Here is a 24,652-nt window from a genome sequence, read left to right on the forward strand (position 1 = left end):
CACAGCAGCTTTCCTGCACATCTCCTGACCAGCCACCCGAACCCTCAGCAGCTTTCCTGCACACCGTCTGACCTACCAACCAAGCCCACAGCAGCTTTCCTGCACACCGTCTGACCTGTCAACCAAGCCCACCGCGACTTTCCAGCAGTCACCCAAGCCCTCAACGACTCTCTATGCCTTCTTCAGAACGTCTCACCGTACTCGTCTCTGGCCGCCGCAGGTACTCACGTAAAATCCCGTGGCGCGCCATAATGCTGAAAATACCGATGCAGACCAGTAACTCAGCAATCACCATCGACCAGGCAGCCCCGATGGCACCGTATTTCCACGCCAGCACACTACAGATCGGAATATTAATCAGGCCCGCACCCAGCATGGTAAACATCCGCTCGCGGCGTAGGCCATGAGGGATCAGAATCTGCAACCCCGCGGGATAGGCAATATTGCCAAACAGGAAACAGAGCACAAACACGCGCAGCACATCGGCAGAAGGTAAAAATGCCGGGCCGAGTAAAAGACGCACCACGTCATCAGCGAAGAAAAAGGTGAAAATCACAATCCCCAGGCTAAGCAGAAAAGAGAACAGCAGGCTCTTACGTGTAGCCGCAATCGCCGCCGCTTTGTCACGGGAAAAAAGAAAACTCACGCGCGGGAAAAACGCACTGCCGATCTGCTCTGGCACCGAGTTGGCCGCTTTACGCAACCGATCGGCACCGTTATAGATACCGGTCATATAGCTGGAAGTAAACGTCGCGAGCAGCAGCACGTTAACACTGTTGAACAGGTTCGCACCGGCAATCGCCACAAACACATCCACACTGTCCGTCAGACGCTGCCAAATCTCGCGCGGTTCCAGACGATAACGCCCTACCACCTTCATCTCCAACACGTACTTCAACGTGATCGCGGAACTGATCAGGGAAACCAGGCCTGGAATCAATGCAGCCAGCCAGGTATCTTCGGGAGACTTCACCAACAGAAACGTCAGCGGGATCGCGCAAAAGTTGCCGAAGGTCGAAATCATCGCCGTCTTACCTAATTTCTCATAGCCCTGCATCAGCCAGCCGAAGGAAAACAGCGAACCCAGTAACGCGGTACAGTTCGCCAGAATAATCCAGAACAACCCGTGCCACGCGGGGTTAAACCAGGTGGCCGCCAACACCGACCCGCTGGTCACTAACATTAACAACAGCTTGGCATTAAAAGTAGACCAGAAAATCTGCGTGACTCGTGGCTTATCTTCACGGTGATGAGCAATATCTTTGGTGGTGTAGACGTTAAAGCCCCAGTCAGAAATGGTGCTGCAATACAGCACACACGCCAGGGCTAACGCCAACACCCCCATATGCTCAACGCCAAGCGTACGCGCCAGATAAGGCAACGTGGCTAAAGGAAAGAGAAACGACGCACCGCGATAGGCCAACAGTGACAATATATTTATAACCAATGCTTTATCGAGAACTTTTGCCATAACACCACAATCCAGATGCTGATATTATTTTACCTTCGCACGTCTCTGTTACAACGACAATGAACGCGCCGCCTTTTCAGAATTGTGCTTACTCTTCACTTCACGCCCGACTTTGTATTGCTGAAAACGGACAAACACTTCAGGACTTTTAAGCAGCAACCACTCTTTAAAATTTACTGGCCGTATTTCCCGCCCAAGAAAACGAATGGCGTCCAGCACATATTTTGGCACCGCCGTGCCGTTATATAGCGAAAGATAAATCATTAGGCGGAATGAGTGTAAAAGATACTCCCGCCGCACGCGAAGACTGAGCGCACTTTTATCTACTGTGGTCACCATTTTGTGCCAGCTATGCATAAAGGCATCGTATCGCTGGTAAAAATAATCATTCCCCTTATGACTATTTGTCAGCGAACCGCTTCTGATACGCTGGTGATAATAAACCTGACGGCTGACCCAACTCTGTTGGCTATGTAAAAAGACGCCGAGACTAAACAGATGATCTTCGTGCTGTCGTTTTTCAAAACGCAGATGATGACGCATGACCAGGCTACGCTTCACGGCATAATTCCATGCCGCCGAGGTATAACTGCCGTTGCGCAGTAAAGAAGATAACACCTCGATACCCCTTGACGCGCCCAAAAGCGTGTGGCGCACCTTGGGACGCACATCCGCCCGATTCTCTTCAGCAAACATCTGCGAACTGAAACAGAACAGCTCGGTCTCTGGCTGCGCGCGCAGCACCTCTGCCAGTTCAGCCGTAATATCGCCAGCCACGATATCATCGGGGTCGCAGAAAAACAGAAACTCGCCCCGCGCCAATGCCACGCCACGATCGCGTGCTAGCCCAGCCCCACCATTAACCACCGTTTCGATACGGACCTGCGGCACCCCACGGTAAAAACGTTCTAACACCCTCAAGGTGTCATCCGTTGAACTGTCATTAATAATGATAATTTCGAATTTACCGCTGAGTTGATCGAGTAATGAATCAATACACGCCTGCACATAACGCTCAACATTGTAGGTTGGCACAATCACGGACAACAGATATTCAGACATAACTTCCCCTGCCATAAAATAAAACAGAAACCTAAAACAGGACCATTAATAAACAAGGAGCAAAATCAAAAGCGAGAATAAACATCATTTTTATCTTAACCACATCCCTGTGCAGAGTTGTAGCATTCATTAACAACGGTGAGATGACCTGTACCAGGAAAACATCACCCAGTCTAATCAATACTCTTACCAATATTAAACGACATTTAAACGGAATATCTTGAGTGTGTCGGAAAGTAACCGTCTGCAATGGAAACAGAATATGTTTGGTTATGAATTAAGTCGCGGAGTTCATTTCCAGCTAATGATTTAAATTAAAGTATGCGTAGGAATATTCTGTAAAAAAACAGACGCACTTACAATCGTCCATTTGATTGATAACGGCTTTTATCGCAACTGTAACCATCAGGAGAAAGTATTACATCTCAACAATAATAAGTTACACACCGCCAGACTGCTGAACATCACTGTGGCAGAAATGATTTGTCACGACGTCATTTGATAACCATCCGTGATAGATACAGGGCTGTACTGTTGATACGATTTAAGACTATTCGCAGCCGTTTCTCCCCTGCCTTAATACACCAAAACGCATATGCGGTTTTGCGCATATCTATGCCACATAAATCATTTAAGCCAAGCCACAGGGTCTGTCAGGATTAGCACATAAGTTCTCAACCTTAGAAAATTAATAACTTTCGGTTATAAGGAGTCGCCATGCGGGTTATTACGCTTGCCGGAAGTCCGCGCTTCCCTTCGCGCTCAACGGCACTGCTTATTCACTGCCAGCGCGCACTGGAAACACGCGGCGTCGAAGTGATTCCCTGGAACATCCATAACTTCCAGCCGGACGACCTGATTAATGCACGGTTTGATGCCCCGGCCTTACAGGCACTGCGGGATGACCTGGCAGAAGCCGACGGCGTCATTGTTGCTACACCTATTTATAAAGCGTCGTTCTCTGGGGCGCTGAAAACGCTACTCGATCTGCTACCAGAACGTGCGCTGGAACATAAGGTAGTACTACCGATTGCCAGTGGTGGCAGCGCAGGCCACATGCTGGCGTTAGATTACGCCCTTAAGCCGGTGCTAAACGCCCTAAAAGCGCAGGAAATTTTACATGGCGTGTTTGCCGAGGAGCATCAGGTCACACATTACGACCGCCAGGCTGAGTTTGATGCGCAGTTAACCCAACGACTGGACGAATCCGTCACCAATTTCTGGCTGGCATTAACCCGCCATCGCCACCCTGTTGCACAAGCTATATAAAGGACAGAGACAAGATCATGAAAAGGACCTATGCAAGCTGGGCCAGATGGATGATGGCGTTACTGATGCTAAGCAGCCTCAGCATCCAGGCTGCGGACACCGCCCCGACATCGTTTCGTATTGGCTATCAGAAAGGTTCCGTCAGTATGGTGTTGGCTAAAGCTCACCATATGCTGGAAACCCGTTTCCCCCACACCCAGATTCAGTGGATTGAATTCCCTGCTGGTCCACAAATGCTGGAAGCGCTGAACGTAGGCAGCATTGATTTCGGCAGCACCGGCGACCTGCCGCCGCTGTTTGCTCAGGCTGCGGGTGCAGATTTGCTCTATGTCGGTCTTGAACCGCCCCATCCACAGGCCGAAGTTATCCTGGTCGCCGATAACAGCCCGATAAAAACCGTGGCTGACCTGAAAGGGAAAAAAGTCGCCTTCCAGAAAGGCTCCAGCTCCAACAATTTACTGCTGCGTGCCCTGCAACTGGCAGGACTCTCGCTCAACGATGTTAAGCCGGTTTACCTGACCCCAGCGGATGCCCGTGCGGCGTTTCAACAGGGTGACGTCGATGCCTGGGCCATTTGGGACCCGTACTACTCTGCTGCATTGCAGCAAGGCCATGCTCGCGTGTTAACCGATGGCAGCAAACTGAATCAGACCGGTTCGTTCTACCTGGCTACGCGTAAGTTTACCGAGGCCAACGGCGAGTTTATCCAACAGGTATTGAAAACCTTTACCGCCGCTGATGCCCTGACCCGTACCGACCGCGAACAGAGCATCACGCTACTGGCCGCAGCCATGGGTCTGCCAAAACCGGTTCTGGCCAGTTATCTCGATCATCGTCCTGCCTCAACCATCACGCTGGTGGATGAGCAGACCGCAGCTAAACAACAGGCAACTGCCGACCTGTTTTATGCCAATCATCTGATACCAGTGAAAGTGTCGATCCGCGACCGCATCTGGCATCCGCAAACGATCAGTCAGTAAGGAGTTTTACCATGAGCGTATCCGTATTCTGGTTCCTGCCTACCCACGGTGATGGACACTACCTCGGCACCAGCCAGGGCGCACGTCCGATTGACCACGCCTATTTGCAACAGGTTGCTCAGGCCGCCGACCGCCTCGGTTTTGGTGGCGTACTGATCCCCACTGGCCGCTCCTGCGAAGATGCCTGGCTGGTTGCGGCCTCACTGATTCCCGTCACCCAGCGCCTGCGCTTCCTGGTTGCGTTACGTCCTGGTGTGATCTCCCCGACGCAGGCGGCACGTCAGGCGGCAACGCTTGATCGCCTGTCGAATGGCCGTGCGCTGTTCAACCTGGTCACCGGGGGTGATGCAGAAGAGTTAGCCGGTGATGGTGTCTTCCTCGACCACAAAGAGCGCTATGATGAATCGGCAGAGTTTACCCGCGTCTGGCGTCGCGTGCTGGAAGGCGAAACGGTGGATTATGAAGGGAAGCACGTCAACGTGCGCGGTGCGCGCCTGATGTTTAAACCGGTACAGCAACCGCGTCCACCACTCTGGTTTGGCGGCTCCTCTGAGCCAGCACAAGATCTGGCCGCAGAACAGGTTGATGTCTACCTGACCTGGGGTGAGCCACCGGCACAGGTCAAAGAAAAACTGGACCAGGTACGCGCTAAAGCCGCTGCTCAGGGGCGCAAAGTCCGCTTTGGTATCCGTCTGCACGTCATTGTGCGTGAAACCAATGCCGAAGCCTGGCAGGCAGCAGAGCGCCTGATCTCTCACCTGGATGATGCCACTATCGCGAAAGCGCAGGCAGCTCTGGCAAAAACCGACTCCGTCGGCCAGCACCGCATGCAAGCCCTGCACGGTGGCCAGCGAGACAAGCTGGAAATCAGCCCGAACCTGTGGGCTGGCGTCGGTCTGGTCCGTGGTGGTGCCGGTACGGCACTGGTGGGTGATGGCCCAACCGTGGCCGTACGCATCAAAGAGTATGCGGATCTGGGGATCGAAACCTTTATTCTTTCTGGCTATCCGCACCTGGAAGAGGCCTATCGCGTGGGTGAACTGCTGTTCCCACACCTTGACCTGAAAATTCCGGAAGTGCCGCCAGTGCGTATCACCCAGGCTCACGGCGAACACGTTGCGCATGATTTTGCGCCACAGAAAGTCTCGCAGAGCTAAGGAAATCATCATGGCAAAAACATCCAGCAAACTGCTTAATCAACTGGTGCCGTGGGTGCTGCCCGTTGGCATTCTGGTGGTGTGGCAAATTGCCTCTCAGGTTGGGCTGCTCTCTACGCGCATCCTGCCATCACCGGAAAATATTCTTCTCAGCGGCTGGCGACTGACAGAAAGCGGTGAGCTGTGGCAAGACCTGGTGATCAGCACCTGGCGTGCGCTGCTTGGGTTTGCCATTGGAGGATCTATCGGCCTGGTACTGGGCCTGATTACCGGCACATCGCGTCTCGGCGAGCGTCTGCTGGATACCTCGATTCAGATGCTGCGCAATGTGCCGCATCTGGCGCTGATCCCGTTGGTGATCCTGTGGTTTGGCATCGACGAATCCGCCAAAATCTTCCTCGTGGCGCTGGGTACGCTGTTCCCGATTTATCTCAACACCTACCACGGTATTCGCAATATTGATCGTGGCCTGGTGGAGATGGCGCGCAGCTATGGTCTCTCGGGCTGGAGCCTGTTTAGTCAGGTGATTCTGCCAGGCGCCCTGCCCTCAATTATGGTGGGGGTCCGCTTTGCCCTTGGTCTGATGTGGCTGACGTTGATTGTGGCTGAGACGATTTCAGCGAACTCAGGGATTGGCTACCTGGCGATGAACGCACGTGAATTCCTGCAAACCGATGTCGTCGTGGTCGCCATTATTCTCTACGCCCTGCTGGGTAAACTGGCCGATGTCGCGGCCCAACTGCTGGAACGCGTCTGGCTGCGCTGGCATCCGGCGTATCAACTCAAGGAGGCTAACGCATGAGCCTGAGTCCATCTCCGTCACGCCTGAACAGCGGTTTACCCGTTGGTGTTAATGGCGTCAGTAAGCAGTATGGCGACCGCACGATTCTAAACGGGATTGATTTACATATTCCCGCCGGGCAGTTTGTCGCGGTCGTGGGGCGCAGCGGATGCGGCAAGAGCACCCTGTTGCGTCTGCTGGCTGGTCTGGAACAGGCGTCACAAGGCGAGCTGCTGGCGGGGAATGCCCCGCTGAAATCCGCGCAGGAAGATACCCGTCTGATGTTCCAGGACGCACGACTGCTGCCGTGGAAGCGAGTAATTGATAACGTGGGTCTCGGACTGAAAGGCCGCGAGTGGCGCAGTGATGCCCTTAAAGCACTGGAAGCCGTTGGACTGGCAGAACGTGCCAATGACTGGCCTGCGGCGCTGTCAGGCGGACAGAAGCAACGCGTTGCGCTGGCCCGCGCCCTGATTCATCGCCCTGGCCTGCTGCTGCTCGATGAGCCACTCGGCGCTCTGGATGCCCTGACACGCATTGAGATGCAAGGGTTGATTGAATCGCTGTGGCAACAGCATAACTTTACGGTATTGCTGGTCACCCATGACGTCAGCGAAGCAGTGGCAATGGCGGATCGCGTGCTGCTGATTGAAGAGGGCCAGATCGGCCTCGATCTCACGGTTGATCTCCCGCGCCCACGGCGTAAAGGATCGGTACGACTGGCGGAACTGGAGCAACAAGTGCTGGATCGTGTCATGCGCCGTAACGGCAGCGATCAGCCGGTACGATTCGCCCAGCAGCGCTAATTTCACGACCACAAGCCTCACTCCGCTGAGGCTTGTCCCCTCAATTCACCCGCAATGCTGTGCTGCTCATAGAAAATCTGTTGCTGACGGAATTGCCCAATCATAAAACGGATAAACCCGACCACATCGGCACTCGGCTGGCGATTCTCCTGCTGCTGAATCTGGAGAAAACGCTCGGCGGGCATCCTGGCTTCCAGCGCTTTCAGTGCAATAGGCGCATGCTGCAACTTATACATCACCGAATAAAAACTGCAGGCGGCCATCGACTCCGGCATGGTGAGAATATAGTGATAGAGGCTGGTAAAATTATCGCAACTGAGCAGCGGTTCCGGGAATACCCCTTCCATCCGACATGAGAGATCGAACAGCTGGCGTAACGTGGTGCCGGTACCGGGTAATGCCAACGGGAAAGCCGTGAGCTGCTGTGGCCCCAGTGAAGTTCCCAGAGCGCTATGCTGGTGAGACATCAGCATCAGCAACGGGGCAGGCAGAGAAAGCAGGACTTCAACACCGGCTTCCGGTGCCATAGAAAACTGTAGTGCCACATCCACTTTGCCTAACCGGACCCACTGTGAAACCTGCTGACCCGTTCCGACGTGCAGCTGAAACGCAATGTGTGGCTGCTGTTGCTGAAAACGCGCCAGTAGCGTGGGCAAGGTATCAAATGACATCCCCTCGGTGCAGGCAATGTGGATCACCGTTTGCTTCTGCGTGTTGCTACCGACGATCTCCGCCATCAGAAGATCCATATCCATCACGCTTTTTCGCACCTGACGCTCCAGCATGCGCCCGGCTTCATTCAGCGTCATGCCACGTGCGTGTCTTTCAAACAGCGGCACGCCAATACGCTCTTCAAGGCGATGAATCTGCCGACTGATGGCCGAAACGGCAACAAACAGCGACTGGCTGGCACCACTTAACGAACCGGCATCCGCAACGGCGAGAAAATAGCGCATATCGGTACTGAGCATGGCACCTGAATCCTGAGAAAAAAACGGATTAGGGGTTATATGAAAAGCACTGGCGGATTGCAAACATTATAATTTTTAGACGTGTAATATCGAATTTAAATGCTTTATTGTTATAAGTAAGTGCGGAAAATAACAATAGCAGTGAAACAGGCTGCCGAAGCAGCCTTTCATGGTTATTTATGGCGGGCCTTCATCCACTCAGGCTTCTGGAATGAAGCAAATTCACTGTCTGGAGCATCAAACAGCGCTTCAAATTCCGGCGATTCCACGGCGGCTTTCAGATCCTGGGCAAAAGGCTTATTAATATCTTCCGCACGCACCACAATCATGTTTTTGATGTCTTCTGGCAGTACATCCAGCTGGATCGCATCAGACAGTTTCATACCGGCACTCAGGGCAAAGTTAGCGTTGATCAGCGAGCCCGTTACACCGCCCATTGCACGCGGTAACTGTGCCGCTTCCAGTGGCTTAAACACCACGCCGTGCGGGTTCTCAGTAATATCTTTCAGAGAAGCTTTGGTCACCGCCACGTCCGGATTCACCTTGATCACCCCATACTTCTGTAAGAAGTCGAGAGAGCGAGACAGGTTAGAGGGATCGTTAGGTAACGTTACGATGTCGCCTTTTTTCAGCTCGCTCAGCGAGTGAATTTTATTGGAATAAAAGCCCATGCTGGCGGTCGGCACAGTAATCACTTCCGCCAGCTTCAGCCCTTTATCGGCACTGAAACGGTTCAGATAGCGGCGGTTCTGGAACAGATTGGCATCAATACTCTTGTTCGCCAGCGCCAGGTTCGGCTGAATATAGTCGCTGAACTCACGCACTTTCACTTCATAGCCTTTCTTTTCCATCTGCGGTGCAATCGCATGTTTCACCATATCGCCATACGGACCTGGGGACACCCCGATGGTGATCGTGTGCGCCGCATCCGCAGCATGGGCCTGCGCCATACCCAGCACGGGCAGCAGCAGCAGTGGCAACAATTTTTTCAGCAACATGTCTCTATCCTGTAATTTTTAATTTTAAACAACTTTCCCGGTGTTGACGCATCGGCGGGGGTGAGCCGCCTTAAAAACTGAACGACTCTTCGCCGTAGCAATATTCCTGATACAAACGTGGGTTAATGGCAAAACCAATGCCTGGCGCTTCTGGTACGGCTACGCAACTGTCACGATCCATTTCAACCTGCGGCAGCATGAAGTCTTCATGCCAGTAACGTGAAGAAGGCGGGATATCGTGGGCGAAGACAAAGTTTGGCAGTGAAGCAATCGCAATATTGTGGGCTTTGCCTACCGCGGTATCCAGCATGCCGCCACACCACACCGGCACACCTTGCTGCTGGCAGAGATCGTGGATCATTTTCACTTCGGTGATGCCACCTACGCGCGCCACTTTAATGTTGATGATTTTTCCACTGCCTAACTCCAGCGCTTTACGCGCATCTTCTGCCGAGGCAATGCTCTCATCCAGACAGATCGGAGTAGCAATCGCCGCCTGTAATTTACGGTGATCGATAATGTCGTCATGCGCCAACGGCTGCTCAATCATCAGCAGACCAAACTGATCCATGCGTTTAAACAGATCGATGTCATCCAGGGTGTAGGCCGAGTTGGCATCCACCATCAACGTGATATCCCCAAAGGTCTGGCGCAGCGCCTGTACATAGTTGAAATCGTAACCTGGCTTGATTTTAATCTTGATGCGTTTGTAACCTTCGTTCAGATAGCCATCAACCACTTCAATCAGTTTGTCGGGCGTGGACTGAATACCGATACTGACGCCGGCCTCCACACGCGTGCGCTCACCACCAATCGCTTTTGCCAGCGAAATGCCCTGCTGTTTTGCCCAGGCATCCCACAGACCGCCTTCAATCGCGGCCTTCGCGCAGTTATTGCGTTTTACCGGCGCAAAGATCTCCCGAGCCTGTGAAGGATGGGTAATTTCCCCGGCTTGTTTGAGCATCGGGATCAGGAAATCCCGCATAATGTGCCAAGCCGTGACGTTGGTCTCTTCGTTGTAGAACGGCAGGGAAATCGCGGAACAGTCACCATAGCCGACCACGCCGCCAGCATGGACTTCCACCACACTGAAATGCTTCTCTGTCTGGGTGGCGAAGCTGGTGGTAAACGGCGTTTTCAACGCCATTTTCATCTTACGCAGTACAATTTTGTCGATTTTCATCACTCAGCCTCTTATGAACGTCTCTCGCGTTTGTCCGCGCGTTTTGCCAGCCAGTCACCGGCCATTTGAACCACCTGCACCAACACCACAAGCGCACAGACAGTTACCACCATCACATTGGTTTCATAACGGTAGTAACCGAAGCGAATGGCCAGGTCACCTACGCCGCCACCGCCGACAATGCCTGCCATCGCGGAATAGCCAATCAGGCTCACCAGGGTAATCGTCAGGCCGCGCAGCAGTCCCGCCAGCGCTTCTGGTAACAGCACGGTGAAAATAATCCGCAGTGGGCTGGCACCAAAAGCTTCCGCAGCTTCAACAATGCCGCTGTCAACTTCACGCAGCGCGGCATCCGCCATACGGGCATAAAAAGCAATCGCCGCAACTGACATAGGCACGGAGGCCGCAACCGGGCCGATGGTATTACCTAACAGCCACTGGGTTAACGGCAATAGCAGCACCAGCAGAATGACAAACGGCACTGAACGGATCACGTTGACCAGCACCGTAGAGATCAGATTCAGTACCCGGTTCTGCCAGAACAGATGGCGGTCCGTAACATAAATCGCGACCCCAAGCGGCAGGCCCAGCAGCACCGCACACAAGGCTGAAATGGAGACCATGGTGAAGGTTTCACCAAAGGCGGTGTAGAGATCGTTTAATAAATCACTCATCAATCATCTCCACGCCGAAAGAGTGCTGCTGTAAAAAATGAATGGCATTCGCCACATCGGGCTGACTTTCAGGCGTTTTAGCACACACGAGGGCGATAATATGGCCCAGTGCGCGGTCATTAATGTATTCGATATTGCCGTTCAGGATGTTAATCGCCACGTTATAGCGCTGTGCGGCTTCAGAAATCAGCGGATTTTCCACAGAACTGTCGGCAAAGCGAATTTTTATCAGACGTCCTTGCGTTTGTTGGTAAAACCGTTCCGGGAGATCAATTTTATTTACGTGGCTGACCAGTTGGCGCGTAAATGCATGTTGTGGTTCGGCGAAAACGTCAAACACATCGCCCTCTTCCACAATGACCCCGCCGGTCATTACCGCCATACGATGGCAGACACTTTTAATGACGTTCATCTCATGGGAGATCAATACCATGGTGATGCCGAGCTTTTTATTAATGTCTTTTAACAGCGCCAGAATCGACGCCGAGGTTTCCAGATCCAATGCAGAGGTGGGTTCATCACATAACAACACATCAGGATGATTAGCGATGGCCCGTGCAATACCGACACGCTGTTTCTGCCCGCCACTGAGCTGAGCGGGAAAGGACTTGCCTTTATCTTCCAGACCGACCAACTGCATGATTTCAGGAACACGCTGCGCAATCTCTGCACTGCTTTTTCCCGCAGCACGCAGGCTGAAAGCGATGTTGTCATACACGGTGCGCGTGTTCATCAGATTGAAATGCTGGAAGATCATGCCAATACGCTGGCGGTGCTGGCGTAACTCGCGCCCTGTTGCACGACTGATCAGCGTATCACCGATATAAACCTCCCCGCTTGTGGGACGCTGTAACAGATTAATGGTGCGCAGCAGCGTACTCTTACCCGCCCCACTGGTGCCGATAATGCCGAATACTTCACCTGCGGCAATGTTCAACGTCACATTGTTTACCGCTTTAACCTGTCCGGCCTTTCCAGCAGGAAAGTCTACATTTATATTTTCTAACCGGATCATTACCTGTATATCCCCTGACTCAATGCGTATTTAAAGCCCTGAAAAATAAAATGCAAAAGAATTACCTTCCTGTATTGGCTTATAACCAAAAGAACTTTAGTTATCTCTTTTTTTATTACCACGCGCTGACTGCGGCGGCAGGTCAAGCTATCACAACCTGATCGGCGCGCAATCATCAAAAAAGCAATGGAGGTTTCGCTTTTCCATAAGGCAGACGCGATTCAGGACGAAAATCGCCACAGCGTTGCCGTGAAAATAAAGGCCAGTGATTTAATAAAATGAAGGGTGAGATAGCGCGAATAAATAATCGGGAGAAAGCGATTTAATCGGGCGTTAAACTAAAAAGGCACCCGTTGTGGGTGCCTTGTGCGGAATAACGTTTTACGATCAGGCTTTCAGCGCCTTGCTAATCTTCTCAAACAGATCGCCTGAGAGCTTATCCAGTCCCTGGAGTTTTTCCAGCGCGGCACGCATTTGCGCCTGACGCTGGCTGCTGTAACGTTTCAGACGGATCAGCGGCTCAATCATACGCGCCGCCACCTGCGGGTTACGGGTGTTTAGATCGGTCAACATCTCGACCAGGAACGCATAACCGCTGCCATCTTTGGCATGGAATGCCGCCGGGTTGGCCGACACAAAGGCACCAATCAGCGCACGGATACGGTTCGGGTTGGTCAGAGTAAAGGAGCGGTGATGCAACAACTCACGCACTTTGGTCAGCACGTCTTCTGCCGGACTGGTGGCCTGCAAGACAAACCACTTATCCATCACCAGACCATCCTGATGCCAACGCTCATCGTAGTGCGCCAGCAGAGCCTGATGAGACGGCAACTGTGCAGCCACTGCGGCGGTAAGGGCGGCCAACGCATCGGTCATGTTGTTCGCCTGATAATACTGCTTCTCAACCAGCGCATTGGCCTGCACCGTATCACCAAAGGCAAGATAGGTCAGACAGATATTTTTCAGTGCGCGTTTACCGATATCCGCATGTTCAATGCGGTACTCGTTAACTTTATGAGCGTGATAAACCGCTAACACTTCATCCTGCAACTCCTTCGCCAGGGTGCGCAACAACGCATCGCGAACGGCAGCGTTGGCTTCAGGATCGATCACCTCAAACAGCTCGGCAATTTCGTTCTCAGAAGGCAGCGTCAGAATCAGCGCAATCAGCGCCGGATCTAACTGTTCATCCAACAGCACCGCACGGAAAGCATCAGCCACATGCAGCGGCAGAGACAGCGGTTGTCCTTGCTGATAGCGCGCGACGTTGAGGCGGATGTGGGTCGCCAACAGGCTTTGTGCTGCATCCCAACGGGCGAAATCGTTACGGGCGTGGCGCATCAGGAAGGTCAGTTGCGCATCGCTCCATTTATATTCCAGTTTTACCGGTGCCGAAAATTCACGCAGCAGCGAGGGAACCGGCTGGAAATAGACGTTATCGAAGATAAAGGTCTGCACGTTTTCCGTGACGTTAAGCACCGAATGCACCGGATGACCATTGTGCTGCAACGGGATGACATTGCCTTCTTGATCGTACAGTTCGATATCCAGAGGAATGTGCAGCGGCAGTTTCTCTTTTTGATCTGCCGTGGCTGGCGTGTGCTGCGCCACATGCAGCGTGTACTGCTCCAGTTCGGGGTTGTAGTCATCGCGAATCGTCAGCACTGGCGTACCGGACTGGCTATACCAGCGACGGAACTGCGAGAGGTCGACGTTGGACGCATCTTCCATCGCCTGCACGAAGTCATCGCAGGTTGCAGCACTGCCATCATGGCGTTCGAAATAGAGCGCGATCCCTTTCTGGAAGTTGTTCTCACCCAGCAGCGTGTGCATCATGCGGATCACTTCCGATCCCTTCTCATACACGGTCAGGGTGTAGAAGTTGTTCATCTCAATCACCTGATCCGGGCGGATCGGGTGCGCCATTGGGCTGGCATCTTCGGCGAACTGTGCACCACGCATAATGCGCACATTGTCGATACGGTTGACGGCGCGTGAGCCCAAATCGGAACTGAACTCCTGATCGCGGAACACCGTCAGCCCCTCTTTCAGGCTGAGCTGGAACCAGTCACGGCAGGTGACGCGGTTGCCGGTCCAGTTGTGGAAATATTCGTGACCAATCACCGCCTCGATGCCGAGGTAGTCTTTGTCTGTGGCGGTTTCCGCTTTCGCCAGCACGAATTTAGAGTTAAAGACGTTGAGGCCTTTATTCTCCATCGCGCCCATGTTGAAGAAGTCGACGGCGACAATCATAAAGATGTCGAGGTCATATTCGAGGTTAAAGCGTTCCTCATCCCACTTCATACTGTTTTTCAGTGACGTCATCGCCCAGTCAGCGCGGTCGAGGTTGCCACGATCGACAAAGATCTCCAGCGCCACGTCACGTCCTGAGCGGGTTTTGAAGCTGTCACGCAGCACGTCGAACTCACCGGCAACCAGCGCGAACAGGTAACAAGGTTTTGGGAACGGATCTTCCCACTTCACCCAGTGGCGTCCGGCTTCCAGTTCGCCGCCATCAATGCGGTTGCCGTTCGAGAGCAGATAAGGGTAACGCGCCTTATCGGCGAAAATCGTGGTGGTAAAACGCGCCAGCACATCTGGGCGATCAAGATACCAGGTAATATGACGGAACCCTTCGGCTTCACACTGCGTACACAGCGCTTCCCCTGACTGATACAGCCCTTCCAGCGCGGTGTTCTGCGCCGGGTGGATCAGGTTAACGATCTTCAGGGTGAAGGTATCTGGAAGCTGGCGCAGGATCAGCGCGCCTTCTTCTTCGTGGTAAGCCGTCCACGGCGTGCCGTTGACTTCCAGCGACAGCAGCGTCAGCGCTTCGCCATCCAGACGCAGTTCGGCCTGCGCATCGCCAAGGCGCTTAATGCGGCTGACTGCCGTGACCTGGGTGCTTTCCGCATCCAGATCAAACGTCAGATCGATATCAGTGATGGTGTAGTCAGGTGCACGGTAGTCGTGGCGATATTTTATTTGCGGCTGTTGCGTCATAAGTCCTTCTCGCATCAAAAAAAGGGATACCGCACAAGTCTATGCCTGTTAGCCTTCCCTTGCCATGCTCAATGCAGGATTGTATTTTTTAGCTACATTTTTTTAACACTGGCACAAAATGACCTCGACCCGATGGCCTGAAATATGGTGTGATCGGTTGAAACAACTGTTTTATACTCCTCCGTCTTATTATTTTTTACACCGGGCCCTGTACCGAGGAAGAGGATGCGAAAACGCACCATGACTGGACACACTTCCCCGATTCTGACATCACTGCTTGATACTGATGCTTATAAACTGCATATGCAGCAAGCCGTGTTGCACCGCTACAATGACGTCACCGTCACGGCGGAATTCCGCTGCCGGGGTGATGAGCAGCTCGGCAGCTATGCCGATGCCATTCGCGCACAGATTGATACCATGCAATCGCTGGCGCTACAGCCCGAAGAGCAGCTCTGGCTCGCCTCACTGCCTTTCTTCACCCCCGATTATCTCGACTGGCTGCGCCAGTTCCGCTACAACCCGCAACAGGTGAAGGTGCATAATCGCGCTGGACGACTGGATATTCGTATCAGCGGGCCGTGGCGTGAAGTCATTATGTGGGAAGTCCCGCTACTGGCACTGATCAGTGAAGTCGTACATCGCCATCGTTCCCCTGAGGTTGGCGTCGATCAGGCTCTGGCACATCTCGAAGCACGCCTTACAGACTTCCACCAACAGACCGCTGACGTTGATCTCAGCCGTTTCCGCCTGATGGATTTCGGCACACGCCGCCGCTTTTCCCAGCCGGTGCAGGAGGCAATTGTGCGCCAACTGCAAACACAACCGTGGTTTGTTGGCACCAGTAATTACGACCTTGCCCGCCGTTTGCAGCTCACCCCGGTGGGTACGCAGGCGCATGAATGGTTCCAGGCGCATCAGCAAATCAGTCCGGTGTTGGCAAACAGCCAACGTGCCGCGTTACAGGCCTGGTTAGATGAGTATGACAGCCAGTTGGGCATCGCCCTGACCGACTGCATCAGTATGGATGCCTTCCTGCGTGACTTCGGCTATGAGTTTGCCTCGCGCTATCAGGGGTTACGCCATGACTCTGGCGATCCTGAGCAATGGGGAGAGAAAGCCCTCGCGCATTATGAATCGCTGGGCATCGATCCGCTGAGTAAAACGTTGGTGTTTTCTGATAGCCTCAATTTAGACAAAGCGTTGCTGCTGTACCGTCGTTTTGGTCAACGGACCAACGTCAGTTTTGGTATCGGCACGCGTCTTACCTGCGACATTCCTGGCATTACGCCGCTGAATATTGTGATCAAGCTGACCGAGTGCAATGGCAAGCCAGTGGCAAAACTCTCCGACAGCCCAGGCAAAACCATTTGCCACGATCCGGCGTTTATCCGTGCGCTGCGCAAAGCATTTGATCTGCCATTGGTGAAAAAAGCCAGTTAATTCCCCGCTATTCTTCCCATCTGCCGCGATGATTTGCGGCACAGTCACCTTCACTCCACGCGGGAGTGGAGGTGCTAAATTGTCCTAAGCCACGGGCGCAAATAAAATTTGCGCTACCGGACAGCAATTTTGCTTGTTTCCTGAGGTTGCACAAGTAACATAACGACACCCCATTTGCGGGGATATTTTCAAACTCACATCTTTTATAGAGAGAACTTTATGAGCGTAGTGCCTGTAGCGGATGTACTGCACGGCCGTGTCGCGGTGGACAGCGAAGTCACCGTACGTGGTTGGGTGCGTACCCGAAGAGATTCCAAAGCCGGTCTTTCCTTTATCGCCGTTTATGACGGTTCCTGCTTTAATCCCGTTCAGGCTGTCGTTAATAATTCTCTGAATAATTATCAGGATGACGTTCTGCGTCTGACTACCGGTTGCTCAGTGATTATTACCGGTACTGTTGTGGCTTCACCAGGCCAGGGCCAGGCGTTTGAACTCCAGGCGACCAAGGTGGAAGTTACCGGTTGGGTAGACGATCCCGATACCTACCCAATGGCGGCAAAACGTCACAGCATTGAATACCTGCGTGAAGTTGCTCACCTGCGCCCACGCACCAACCTGATCGGCGCGGTGGCCCGCGTGCGCCATACGCTGGCTCAGGCGCTGCACCGCTTCTTCCATGAGAACGGTTATTTCTGGGTCTCTACCCCGCTGATCACCGCTTCGGATACCGAAGGTGCTGGCGAAATGTTCCGCGTTTCCACGCTGGATCTGGAAAACCTGCCGCGTGACGACCAGGGTAAAGTCGATTTCGATAAAGACTTCTTCGGTAAAGAAGCCTTCCTGACCGTTTCAGGCCAGTTGAACGGTGAAACGTACGCCAGTGCGTTGTCAAAAGTTTACACCTTTGGCCCGACTTTCCGTGCAGAAAACTCCAACACCAGCCGTCACCTGGCGGAATTCTGGATGCTGGAGCCAGAAGTGGCCTTTGCCGATCTGAATGATGCTGCAGCGTTAGCGGAAGCGATGCTGAAATATGTGTTTAAAGCCGTTCTGGAAGAGCGTGCTGATGACATGGCATTCTTCGCCGAGCGCGTTGATAAAGAAGCAATTGAGCGTCTGGAGCGTTTCGTCTCCACTGATTTTGCTCAGGTTGATTACACCGATGCGGTTGAGATCCTGTTGCAGTCTGGTCAGACGTTCGAGAACCCGGTGTCATGGGGTATTGACCTCTCTTCTGAGCACGAACGCTACCTGGCTGAGAAGCACTTCAAAGCGCCAGTGGTCGTGAAAAACTATCCAAAAGACATCAAAGCGTTCTATATGCGTTTGAACGACGATGGCAAAACCGTTGCGGCGATGGACGTTCTGGCACCGGGCATCGGTGAGATCATTGGCGGTTCACAACGTGAAGAGCGTCTGGATGTGCTGGATGCACGCCTGGAAGAGATGGGCCTGAATAAAGAAGATTACTGGTGGTATCGTGACCTGCGCCGTTACGGCACTGTGCCACATTCAGGCTTCGGCTTAGGGTTCGAACGTTTGATCGCGTATGTCACCGGCGTACAAAATGTAAGGGATGTTATCCCGTTCCCACGCACGCCACGTAATGCGAGCTTCTAATTTTCTGCATTAATTATAAGAAATTCATATATATAAGAAGACTGGCTCTGCCAGTCTTTTTTTATTTTTGTAAATTTTGAGTTCACTCACAAAGTTCCCTCAAGATTACAAATTGATACACTACTTTTCTTTTTGAAACCAATTCTGGAGATTTGTAGCATTTCCTCGCTAGAATTCATTTACCCGCAATGGAAAGATGCGTTCAGACACTCGAGACACCGGTTTGCTGAAAGGGTTCCACACAGTGAATTCACCAGCAAAACCAGGAGTCCAAATAAACTCCAATGAGGGTAATAAATAATGATGAAGCGCAACATTCTTGCAGTGGTTATCCCTGCCCTGTTAGCTGCAAGTGCAGCAAACGCGGCAGAAATCTATAACAAAGACGGCAACAAACTGGATCTGTACGGTAAAGTTGACGGCCTGCACTATTTTTCTAAAGACAGTGGTAGCGATGGCGACCAGTCTTATGTTCGCTTCGGCTTTAAGGGTGAAACTCAGATCACCGATCAGCTGACCGGTTACGGCCAGTGGGAATACAACATCCAGGCTAACAACTCAGAAGGTTCTGATGCACAAGAGGGTAACAAAACCCGTCTGGGCTTCGCCGGTCTGAAATTTGCTGATGCTGGTTCATTCGATTACGGCCGTAACTACGGCGTAGTGTATGACGCAATCGGCTGGACCGATATGCTGCCAGAGTTCGGTGGCGATTCCGGTTACTCAGATAACTACCTGGTTGGCCGTTCTACCGGCGTTGCAACCTACCGTAACAAGAACTTCTTCGGCCTGGTTGATGGCTGGGACTTCGCGGTTCAGTATCAGGGCAAAAATGACCGTTCAGACATCCGTCGTTCAAACGGCGATACCTGGGGCGTGTCAAGCTCATACACCTCACCAATCGGTGTTGGCATCGTAGCGGCCTATGCGCAGGGCAACCGTACTGTTGCACAGAAAAATGCTTTCTACGGCAGCGACAGCAACAAAGATGCAAGACAGTGGGCTACCGCGCTGAAGTATGACGCGAACAACATCTACCTGGCAGCGCTGTATAGCGAAACCTACCGCGCAACCTACATTGACAACAATGTGACCGGTCAGGATGGCTTTGCTAACAAAGCACAGACTATTGAATTAGTCGCTCAGTACCAGTTCGATTTCGGTCTGCGTCCATCCATTGCCTACGTTCAGTCTAAAGGCAAGAAAATCACCAACATTGGCGATGCTGACCTGTACAAATACATCGACATCGGTGCGACCTACTACTTCAACAAAAACATGTCTACCTACGTTGATTACAAAATCAACCGTCTGGATGACAACAACCCACTGGGTCTGAACACTGATGACGTAGTTGGCGTAGGTCTGGTTTACCAGTTCTAATCCCACGTTTCAGCGTTTCAGTAAACGGGGCTTCGGCCCCGTTTTTTATTGCCTGCACTTCCGTAATTTCCGCTTTACCGCCTGCCAATTATTAGTCCTGCTTATTCTCTGACGTATCAGCGCGAATTCTTATGTTAACAGTTGGCATTTGCGTGGCGCAGCGCTAACCTGATAGCTCATTTTGCTAAGCCCACCCACTCTGGACACTACGCATGTTTGAATCGATCTCTGCTGCTCCCGCCGATCCCATTCTTGGTCTGGCGGATCTGTTCCGCGCTGATGACCGCACGCACAAAATTAACCTCGGTATCGGCGTCTATAAAGACGAAACCGGTAAAACGCCGGTGCTGGCCAGCGTGAAGAAAGCGGAACAATTTTTACTGGAAAACGAGACCAGCAAAAATTACCTCAGCATTGATGGCCTGGCAGATTTTGCCCGCTGTACTCAGGAGCTGTTGTTTGGCAAAGACAGCAACATTATCCAGCAAGCGCGCGCACACACGGCCCAAACGCCGGGTGGTACTGGCGCACTGCGCGTAGCGGCAGACTTCCTGGCGAATCAGACGTCGGTAAAACGCGTTTGGGTGAGCAATCCAAGCTGGCCAAACCATAAGAATGTGTTTAACGCAGCGGGCCTCGAAGTGGTGGAATATCCCTACTACGATGCCGAAAACCACAGCCTCGACTTCGACAATCTGGTTGCGGCGCTGCAACAAGCACAGGCGGGTGACGTGGTGCTGTTCCACGGCTGCTGCCATAACCCAACCGGTATTGATCCAACGGCTGAGCAGTGGGAAAAGCTGGCGGCACTGTCGCTGGAAAAAGGCTGGTTGCCGCTGTTTGACTTCGCCTACCAGGGCTTTGCGCGTGGACTGGAAGAAGATGCCGAAGGTCTGCGGATTTTCGCCGCTCAGCATCAGGAACTGCTGGTCGCCAGCTCGTACTCGAAAAACTTTGGCCTGTATAACGAGCGCGTAGGTGCTCTGACGCTGGTTGCTGCAAACGCAGAAACCGCCACCACCGCGTTTAGCCAGGTGAAATACACCATTCGTGCCAACTACTCTAACCCGCCATCTCACGGTGCGGCAGTGGTTGCCACCATTCTGAGCAACGACGCGTTACGCAACCTGTGGGAACAGGAGCTGACCGATATGCGCCAGCGTATCCAGCGTATGCGCCAGCTGTTTGTTAAAACGCTGGCTGAGAAAGGCGCGAATCGTGATTTCAGCTTTATCACCCTGCAAAACGGCATGTTCTCCTTCAGCGGATTGACCAAAGATCAGGTCATCCGTCTGCGTGAAGAGTTTGCGGTGTATGCGGTGAATTCTGGCCGTATCAATGTGGCCGGTATGACGCCAGACAACATGTCTGAACTGTGCGAAGCGATTGTCGCCGTGCTGTAAGCGATTGCTTACTTAAATGCGTAAAAATGGGCCTGCTGGCCCATTTTTTATTGCAGGAACGGATTATTGCGCCGTTCCTCTCCCAGCGAGGAGATCGGGCCATGGCCCGGCAGGAAAGTCACGTCATCACCGAGCGGCAACAGCTTGGTATGAATCGCCGTAATCAGGTCTTCATGACTACCCTGTGGGAAGTCAGTACGTCCTACGCCACCACGGAAAATCACATCACCGGAGACCAGCAGGCGGCCTGCCGCATCATAGAAGACAATATGACCCGGCGTATGGCCTGGGCATAACAGCACTTGCAGGCTAACCTCGCCCACTGTGACCACATCCCCCTCTTCCAGCCAGCGATTCGGCTGCAAGGGTTCACAATGCGCGAAACCAAACATCTGGCTCTGCGTTGGCAGGTTCTCCAGCCAGAAGGCATCGTTGCGGTGTGGGCCCACAATCTCGACCTGATAAAATGCGGCCAGTTCGGCAGCTGCCCCAACGTGATCCAGATGCCCATGCGTTAACAGGATTTGAGCCGGCTTAAGGCCAAGCTGCGCCAGCTCCTGCTTAATCTTTTCCGCATCACCGCCGGGATCGACTAATGCAGCAGTGCCCGTGGCATCACACCAGATAACTGAACAGTTCTGGGCAAACGCAGTAACAGGAATAATGTGGTACTTCATAACTCTCCATGACCGGTATGCGCAGCAGCGTCGGCACTGTTACCAGTGTCTGACAGGTCCGGTGTCAATATGAACAAAGTTGCTGCGCGGGTAATATCCTACACCACCTGAACGCATTGATAACGCAGCTTTGCGTACGTTCGCAAGCGCAATGCCATCAATGTGGAAGTCCATCGCCTGTCCTTTGGTGTGGTAACTGTGTTTAGCCACGCCTGGGCCGCTTTCACGCAGCATATTGTTGGTGGCAAGGGTGCGGTAGCCCGAAACCAGCGAAACCGGCTTACGGGTTTCCAGCATCGCCTGTAACAGATAGAGTTGATCAAACAGGTGCGGATCGATGTTTTTGATCTGGTTGGCGCGGTAATCACGGAAAAAGTGATTCAGACGCGTCAATTCACTCTTATCGTACGTTTGCCCGTTGAAAAATTCTGTCTTCAACGTTTCACCGGTATGCAGGTTATTTAGCGTCAGTACGCGTGGGCGAGAAGTAGAGAGCGAAGCCATTGCCGAAGCGGGCAACAGCGCAAGGCCAGAGGCAGCACCTGCGCAAAGCAGAAGTTTACGGCGTTGAGGATTAAATTTTGTCATGAAGCGCGATTACCTGATAAAAAGCCAACTTTTATGTGCAAAAAGCACACAAGGCGGAACCTTAACCGCCAGGCAAATATCCGTCAACCCACGTCTCACTGCTTTGTGCAGCCGCCCGAGAGAGGCGACCTCATTAGGACAAGTCGGGGATTTTCATCCCCGACTGAAAGGCAGTTGTAAATCAATCACTAGAGCAATAACTGACCGGCACGATTGAGAAGGTGGCTGCCGGATTGTGCCGTCATATCATAATTGTAAATATCTGTACGGTACTGCGCTTTACCATCATCCGCGACCCAGGCGGTCAAATAATAGAGGTTAACCGGGATACGGCGACGAATGGAGACGTAACGCGTATCTCCCTGTTTCAGCGTGTCGGAGATACGACCGCCATTCCAGCCAACATCCTGTAGCAAGATACCCGCCAGCTCTGAAGCTTTGTTCACGCGGACACAACCCGAGCTCAGCGCCCGCAGATCGCGCTGGAACAGGCCATGATTAGGGGTGTCATGCAGATAAATCGCATCACTGCTCGGCATATTGAATTTATAACGGCCCAGGGCATTCATGGCCCCCGGAGACTGGCGCATCCGGTAAGGGAAATTACTGGCAGAAATGCCTGACCAGTCAATCATATGCGGATTCACCACCTGTGCATCATTGCTCCAGCCAGACAGTAAAACAAACCCATGTTTATCCAGGTAAGAAGGATCCTGTTTTACTTTGGGAATAATGTCTTTACGCACCAGCGAGGTCGGTACGTTCCACGGCGGATTAAGCACCACATCATTGAGCGCGCTGCGCATCAGTGGCGTTTTACGATCCGGTCGACCCACAATCACACGCGAACTGAGGATCTTGTTGCCGTTGTTGTAATAAATCAGGGAGAAGTTGGGAATGTTAACCATGATCCCGTTGTGCATATCATCCGGCAGCAGGCGCAGGCGTTGAATATTCAGCGCCAGCAGTGCCGCACGCATCTGGGGTGAAACGTTTAACCATTCGCGCGTCCTTGGGCCAATGTTGCCATCACTCTCCAGCCCCTGCCACTGTTGGAAGCGCTTCACTGCGGCGACCAGTGTGTCATCATAAACACTGCCAGGCACCGGTGTGCTGGTCGCCTGCACATTACCTTGTGCCTGTGGAGTATCGGCGGTGATCAACGAAGAGGTCGAAGTGGCGGATGGGCTAACAGCGACCGGCTCACTGGACTGACTAACCGGCACCGGTGCGGTGGGCACGCGGTCTTCAGACGGATCAGGCGCAGTCGTGGTGGCCTGCAGCATACCGGTGCGTTCCAGAATCTCACGCAGTGCTGGCACATCATTGCTCACCTGTCCTGGGCGCAGCGTGGCAACGTTTTTCAACTGTGGCCATGGGCGTTTATCCCGCAGCAGTTTCTTCAATGCGCTGTGCATCGGCACATACTGGGGATGTTGCGGTGCCAGTGAAGCCACGAAAGTAGATCCGCCACCCGCATTGAAAGCATTCAGCCATTGGTTCTCAGCGGAGATCGCCGGAGGCTCCATTTTGTAGGGAACATTGCTGTAGAGCCAGGTTTCCCCTTTCTGCGGCACGTTAGCGACGAACTGCAAATAGCCCAGCATGGCATCGGACAACACGACATCGCGCGCGAAACCCTTGACCTGTGGATTGGTGAGTAAATCAAGCCAGTGGGTAAACTGTGGCTGTACGCCAGAGAGCGCGACTTCGGCTAACTGCTGTTGAAATTGTTGCGTCGCGTCACTGTCCTGCCACAGCGGCTGCATATGGCGGTTAGCATACAAACTGGCGAGTGCGGCCAGATAGAATGGCCTGTCGGCCGGTGCAAACTCTTGCAGAATACGCTGCTGACTCTGTCCTACCGTAAACGTTCCCTGTCCGGTATGTGGCACTGTGCTATTGACCGCTGCAACGCTCGCGCTCAAAGGTGACAATAACAACATGAGGCTTAGCGCCCCAACCAACCGATTTCTTTTTATACTTGTGTTCAGCAACATCCCTGCCCCCTCATAAGTTAACGCTGTGTCTGAATTCGCTACACCACTACGCATCGGTTTGAGTATACAAATAAAAAACGGCATTTGCCTGTTCTGACAAATGCCGTTACCAGAAATAGCTCAGCTCTCTGGTGTCCCTCTCTCAGGCTTCGTGCCGTAATTCCTGGC

At 52.8% G+C, this 24,652-nt stretch carries 20 protein-coding genes; 9 read left to right on the plus strand and 11 right to left on the minus strand.

Going from position 1 to position 24,652, the window contains the following annotated elements:
- Positions 1-160: 160 nt before the first annotated feature.
- Positions 161-1,471, minus strand: coding sequence for a flippase (locus B880_RS0121460; protein WP_017349522.1), 1,311 nt, complete (start codon positions 1,469-1,471; stop codon positions 161-163).
- Between the two features lie 48 nt (positions 1,472-1,519).
- The gene (locus B880_RS0121465; RefSeq protein ID WP_017349523.1) at positions 1,520-2,533 is read right to left on the minus strand and encodes a glycosyltransferase family 2 protein; all 1,014 of its coding nucleotides are present in this window, start codon (positions 2,531-2,533) and stop codon (positions 1,520-1,522) included.
- 717 nt (positions 2,534-3,250) lie between these two features.
- Here B880_RS0121465 and ssuE point away from each other — a divergent pair.
- Genes ssuE through ssuB form a run of 5 tightly spaced genes read left to right on the plus strand, consistent with a single transcriptional unit; the run spans position 3,251 to position 7,526 of the window.
- Positions 3,251-3,802 carry an NADPH-dependent FMN reductase gene (ssuE, locus tag B880_RS0121470; protein WP_017349524.1) on the plus strand — a complete coding sequence of 184 codons (552 nt, stop codon included), beginning with the start codon at positions 3,251-3,253 and terminating at the stop codon, positions 3,800-3,802.
- 50 nt (positions 3,803-3,852) lie between these two features.
- Positions 3,853-4,782, plus strand: coding sequence for a sulfonate ABC transporter substrate-binding protein (locus B880_RS0121475; protein ID WP_237761037.1), 930 nt, complete (start codon positions 3,853-3,855; stop codon positions 4,780-4,782).
- Between the two features lie 11 nt (positions 4,783-4,793).
- Complete coding sequence (gene ssuD / locus B880_RS0121480) at positions 4,794-5,939, plus strand: FMNH2-dependent alkanesulfonate monooxygenase (protein ID WP_017349526.1); 1,146 nt, start codon at positions 4,794-4,796, stop codon at positions 5,937-5,939.
- A gap of 10 nt (positions 5,940-5,949) precedes the next feature.
- Positions 5,950-6,741 (plus strand): aliphatic sulfonate ABC transporter permease SsuC, encoded by a 792-nt coding sequence (ssuC, locus tag B880_RS0121485; protein WP_017349527.1) that lies wholly within the window; start codon positions 5,950-5,952, stop codon positions 6,739-6,741.
- Positions 6,738-7,526 carry an aliphatic sulfonates ABC transporter ATP-binding protein gene (ssuB, locus tag B880_RS0121490; protein ID WP_017349528.1) on the plus strand — a complete coding sequence of 263 codons (789 nt, stop codon included), beginning with the start codon at positions 6,738-6,740 and terminating at the stop codon, positions 7,524-7,526. Before ssuC ends, ssuB begins: the two co-directional genes overlap by 4 nt.
- Positions 7,527-7,543: 17 nt before the next feature.
- Here the strand turns inward: ssuB and B880_RS0121495 are convergent, their stop codons facing one another.
- The 6 genes from B880_RS0121495 to pepN form a co-directional block, all read right to left on the minus strand.
- The gene (locus B880_RS0121495; RefSeq protein ID WP_017349529.1) at positions 7,544-8,497 is read right to left on the minus strand and encodes a LysR family transcriptional regulator; all 954 of its coding nucleotides are present in this window, start codon (positions 8,495-8,497) and stop codon (positions 7,544-7,546) included.
- A 173-nt stretch (positions 8,498-8,670) separates the two neighbouring features.
- Positions 8,671-9,495 (minus strand): MetQ/NlpA family ABC transporter substrate-binding protein, encoded by an 825-nt coding sequence (locus B880_RS0121500; protein WP_017349530.1) that lies wholly within the window; start codon positions 9,493-9,495, stop codon positions 8,671-8,673.
- 70 nt (positions 9,496-9,565) lie between these two features.
- Positions 9,566-10,678: an o-succinylbenzoate synthase gene (gene menC, locus B880_RS0121505; RefSeq protein ID WP_017349531.1), complete on the minus strand. Its 1,113-nt coding sequence runs from the start codon at positions 10,676-10,678 to the stop codon at positions 9,566-9,568.
- 11 nt (positions 10,679-10,689) lie between these two features.
- Positions 10,690-11,352 carry a methionine ABC transporter permease gene (locus B880_RS0121510; protein WP_017349532.1) on the minus strand — a complete coding sequence of 221 codons (663 nt, stop codon included), beginning with the start codon at positions 11,350-11,352 and terminating at the stop codon, positions 10,690-10,692.
- Positions 11,345-12,367 carry a methionine ABC transporter ATP-binding protein gene (locus B880_RS0121515; protein ID WP_017349533.1) on the minus strand — a complete coding sequence of 341 codons (1,023 nt, stop codon included), beginning with the start codon at positions 12,365-12,367 and terminating at the stop codon, positions 11,345-11,347. Before B880_RS0121515 ends, B880_RS0121510 begins: the two co-directional genes overlap by 8 nt.
- A gap of 387 nt (positions 12,368-12,754) precedes the next feature.
- Positions 12,755-15,370: an aminopeptidase N gene (gene pepN / locus B880_RS0121520; protein ID WP_017349534.1), complete on the minus strand. Its 2,616-nt coding sequence runs from the start codon at positions 15,368-15,370 to the stop codon at positions 12,755-12,757.
- A 240-nt stretch (positions 15,371-15,610) separates the two neighbouring features.
- On the opposite strand from pepN, the gene pncB reads away from it, so the two are divergent.
- From pncB to B880_RS0121540, 4 genes are all read left to right on the plus strand, one after another.
- Positions 15,611-16,813: a nicotinate phosphoribosyltransferase gene (pncB, locus tag B880_RS0121525; protein WP_192841092.1), complete on the plus strand. Its 1,203-nt coding sequence runs from the start codon at positions 15,611-15,613 to the stop codon at positions 16,811-16,813.
- Positions 16,814-17,032: 219 nt separating this feature from the next.
- Positions 17,033-18,433 carry an asparagine--tRNA ligase gene (gene asnS, locus B880_RS0121530; RefSeq protein WP_017349536.1) on the plus strand — a complete coding sequence of 467 codons (1,401 nt, stop codon included), beginning with the start codon at positions 17,033-17,035 and terminating at the stop codon, positions 18,431-18,433.
- Positions 18,434-18,733: 300 nt separating this feature from the next.
- On the plus strand, positions 18,734-19,816 hold the full coding sequence (gene ompF, locus B880_RS0121535) for a porin OmpF (protein WP_017349537.1): 1,083 nt from the start codon (positions 18,734-18,736) through the stop codon (positions 19,814-19,816).
- Positions 19,817-20,028: 212 nt separating this feature from the next.
- The gene (locus B880_RS0121540; RefSeq protein WP_017349538.1) at positions 20,029-21,219 is read left to right on the plus strand and encodes an amino acid aminotransferase; all 1,191 of its coding nucleotides are present in this window, start codon (positions 20,029-20,031) and stop codon (positions 21,217-21,219) included.
- Positions 21,220-21,266: 47 nt separating this feature from the next.
- Here B880_RS0121540 and B880_RS0121545 read toward each other — a convergent pair whose 3' ends face one another.
- The 3 genes from B880_RS0121545 to ldtD form a co-directional block, all read right to left on the minus strand.
- On the minus strand, positions 21,267-21,896 hold the full coding sequence (locus B880_RS0121545) for an MBL fold metallo-hydrolase (protein WP_017349539.1): 630 nt from the start codon (positions 21,894-21,896) through the stop codon (positions 21,267-21,269).
- A gap of 39 nt (positions 21,897-21,935) precedes the next feature.
- Positions 21,936-22,484 carry a YcbK family protein gene (locus B880_RS0121550; protein WP_017349540.1) on the minus strand — a complete coding sequence of 183 codons (549 nt, stop codon included), beginning with the start codon at positions 22,482-22,484 and terminating at the stop codon, positions 21,936-21,938.
- A gap of 188 nt (positions 22,485-22,672) precedes the next feature.
- Complete coding sequence (gene ldtD, locus B880_RS0121555) at positions 22,673-24,484, minus strand: L,D-transpeptidase (protein WP_026042831.1); 1,812 nt, start codon at positions 24,482-24,484, stop codon at positions 22,673-22,675.
- Positions 24,485-24,652: the final 168 nt, after the last annotated feature.

This window comes from Pantoea sp. A4 (assembly GCF_000295955.2).
GTDB lineage: Bacteria > Pseudomonadota > Gammaproteobacteria > Enterobacterales > Enterobacteriaceae > Pantoea > Pantoea multigeneris.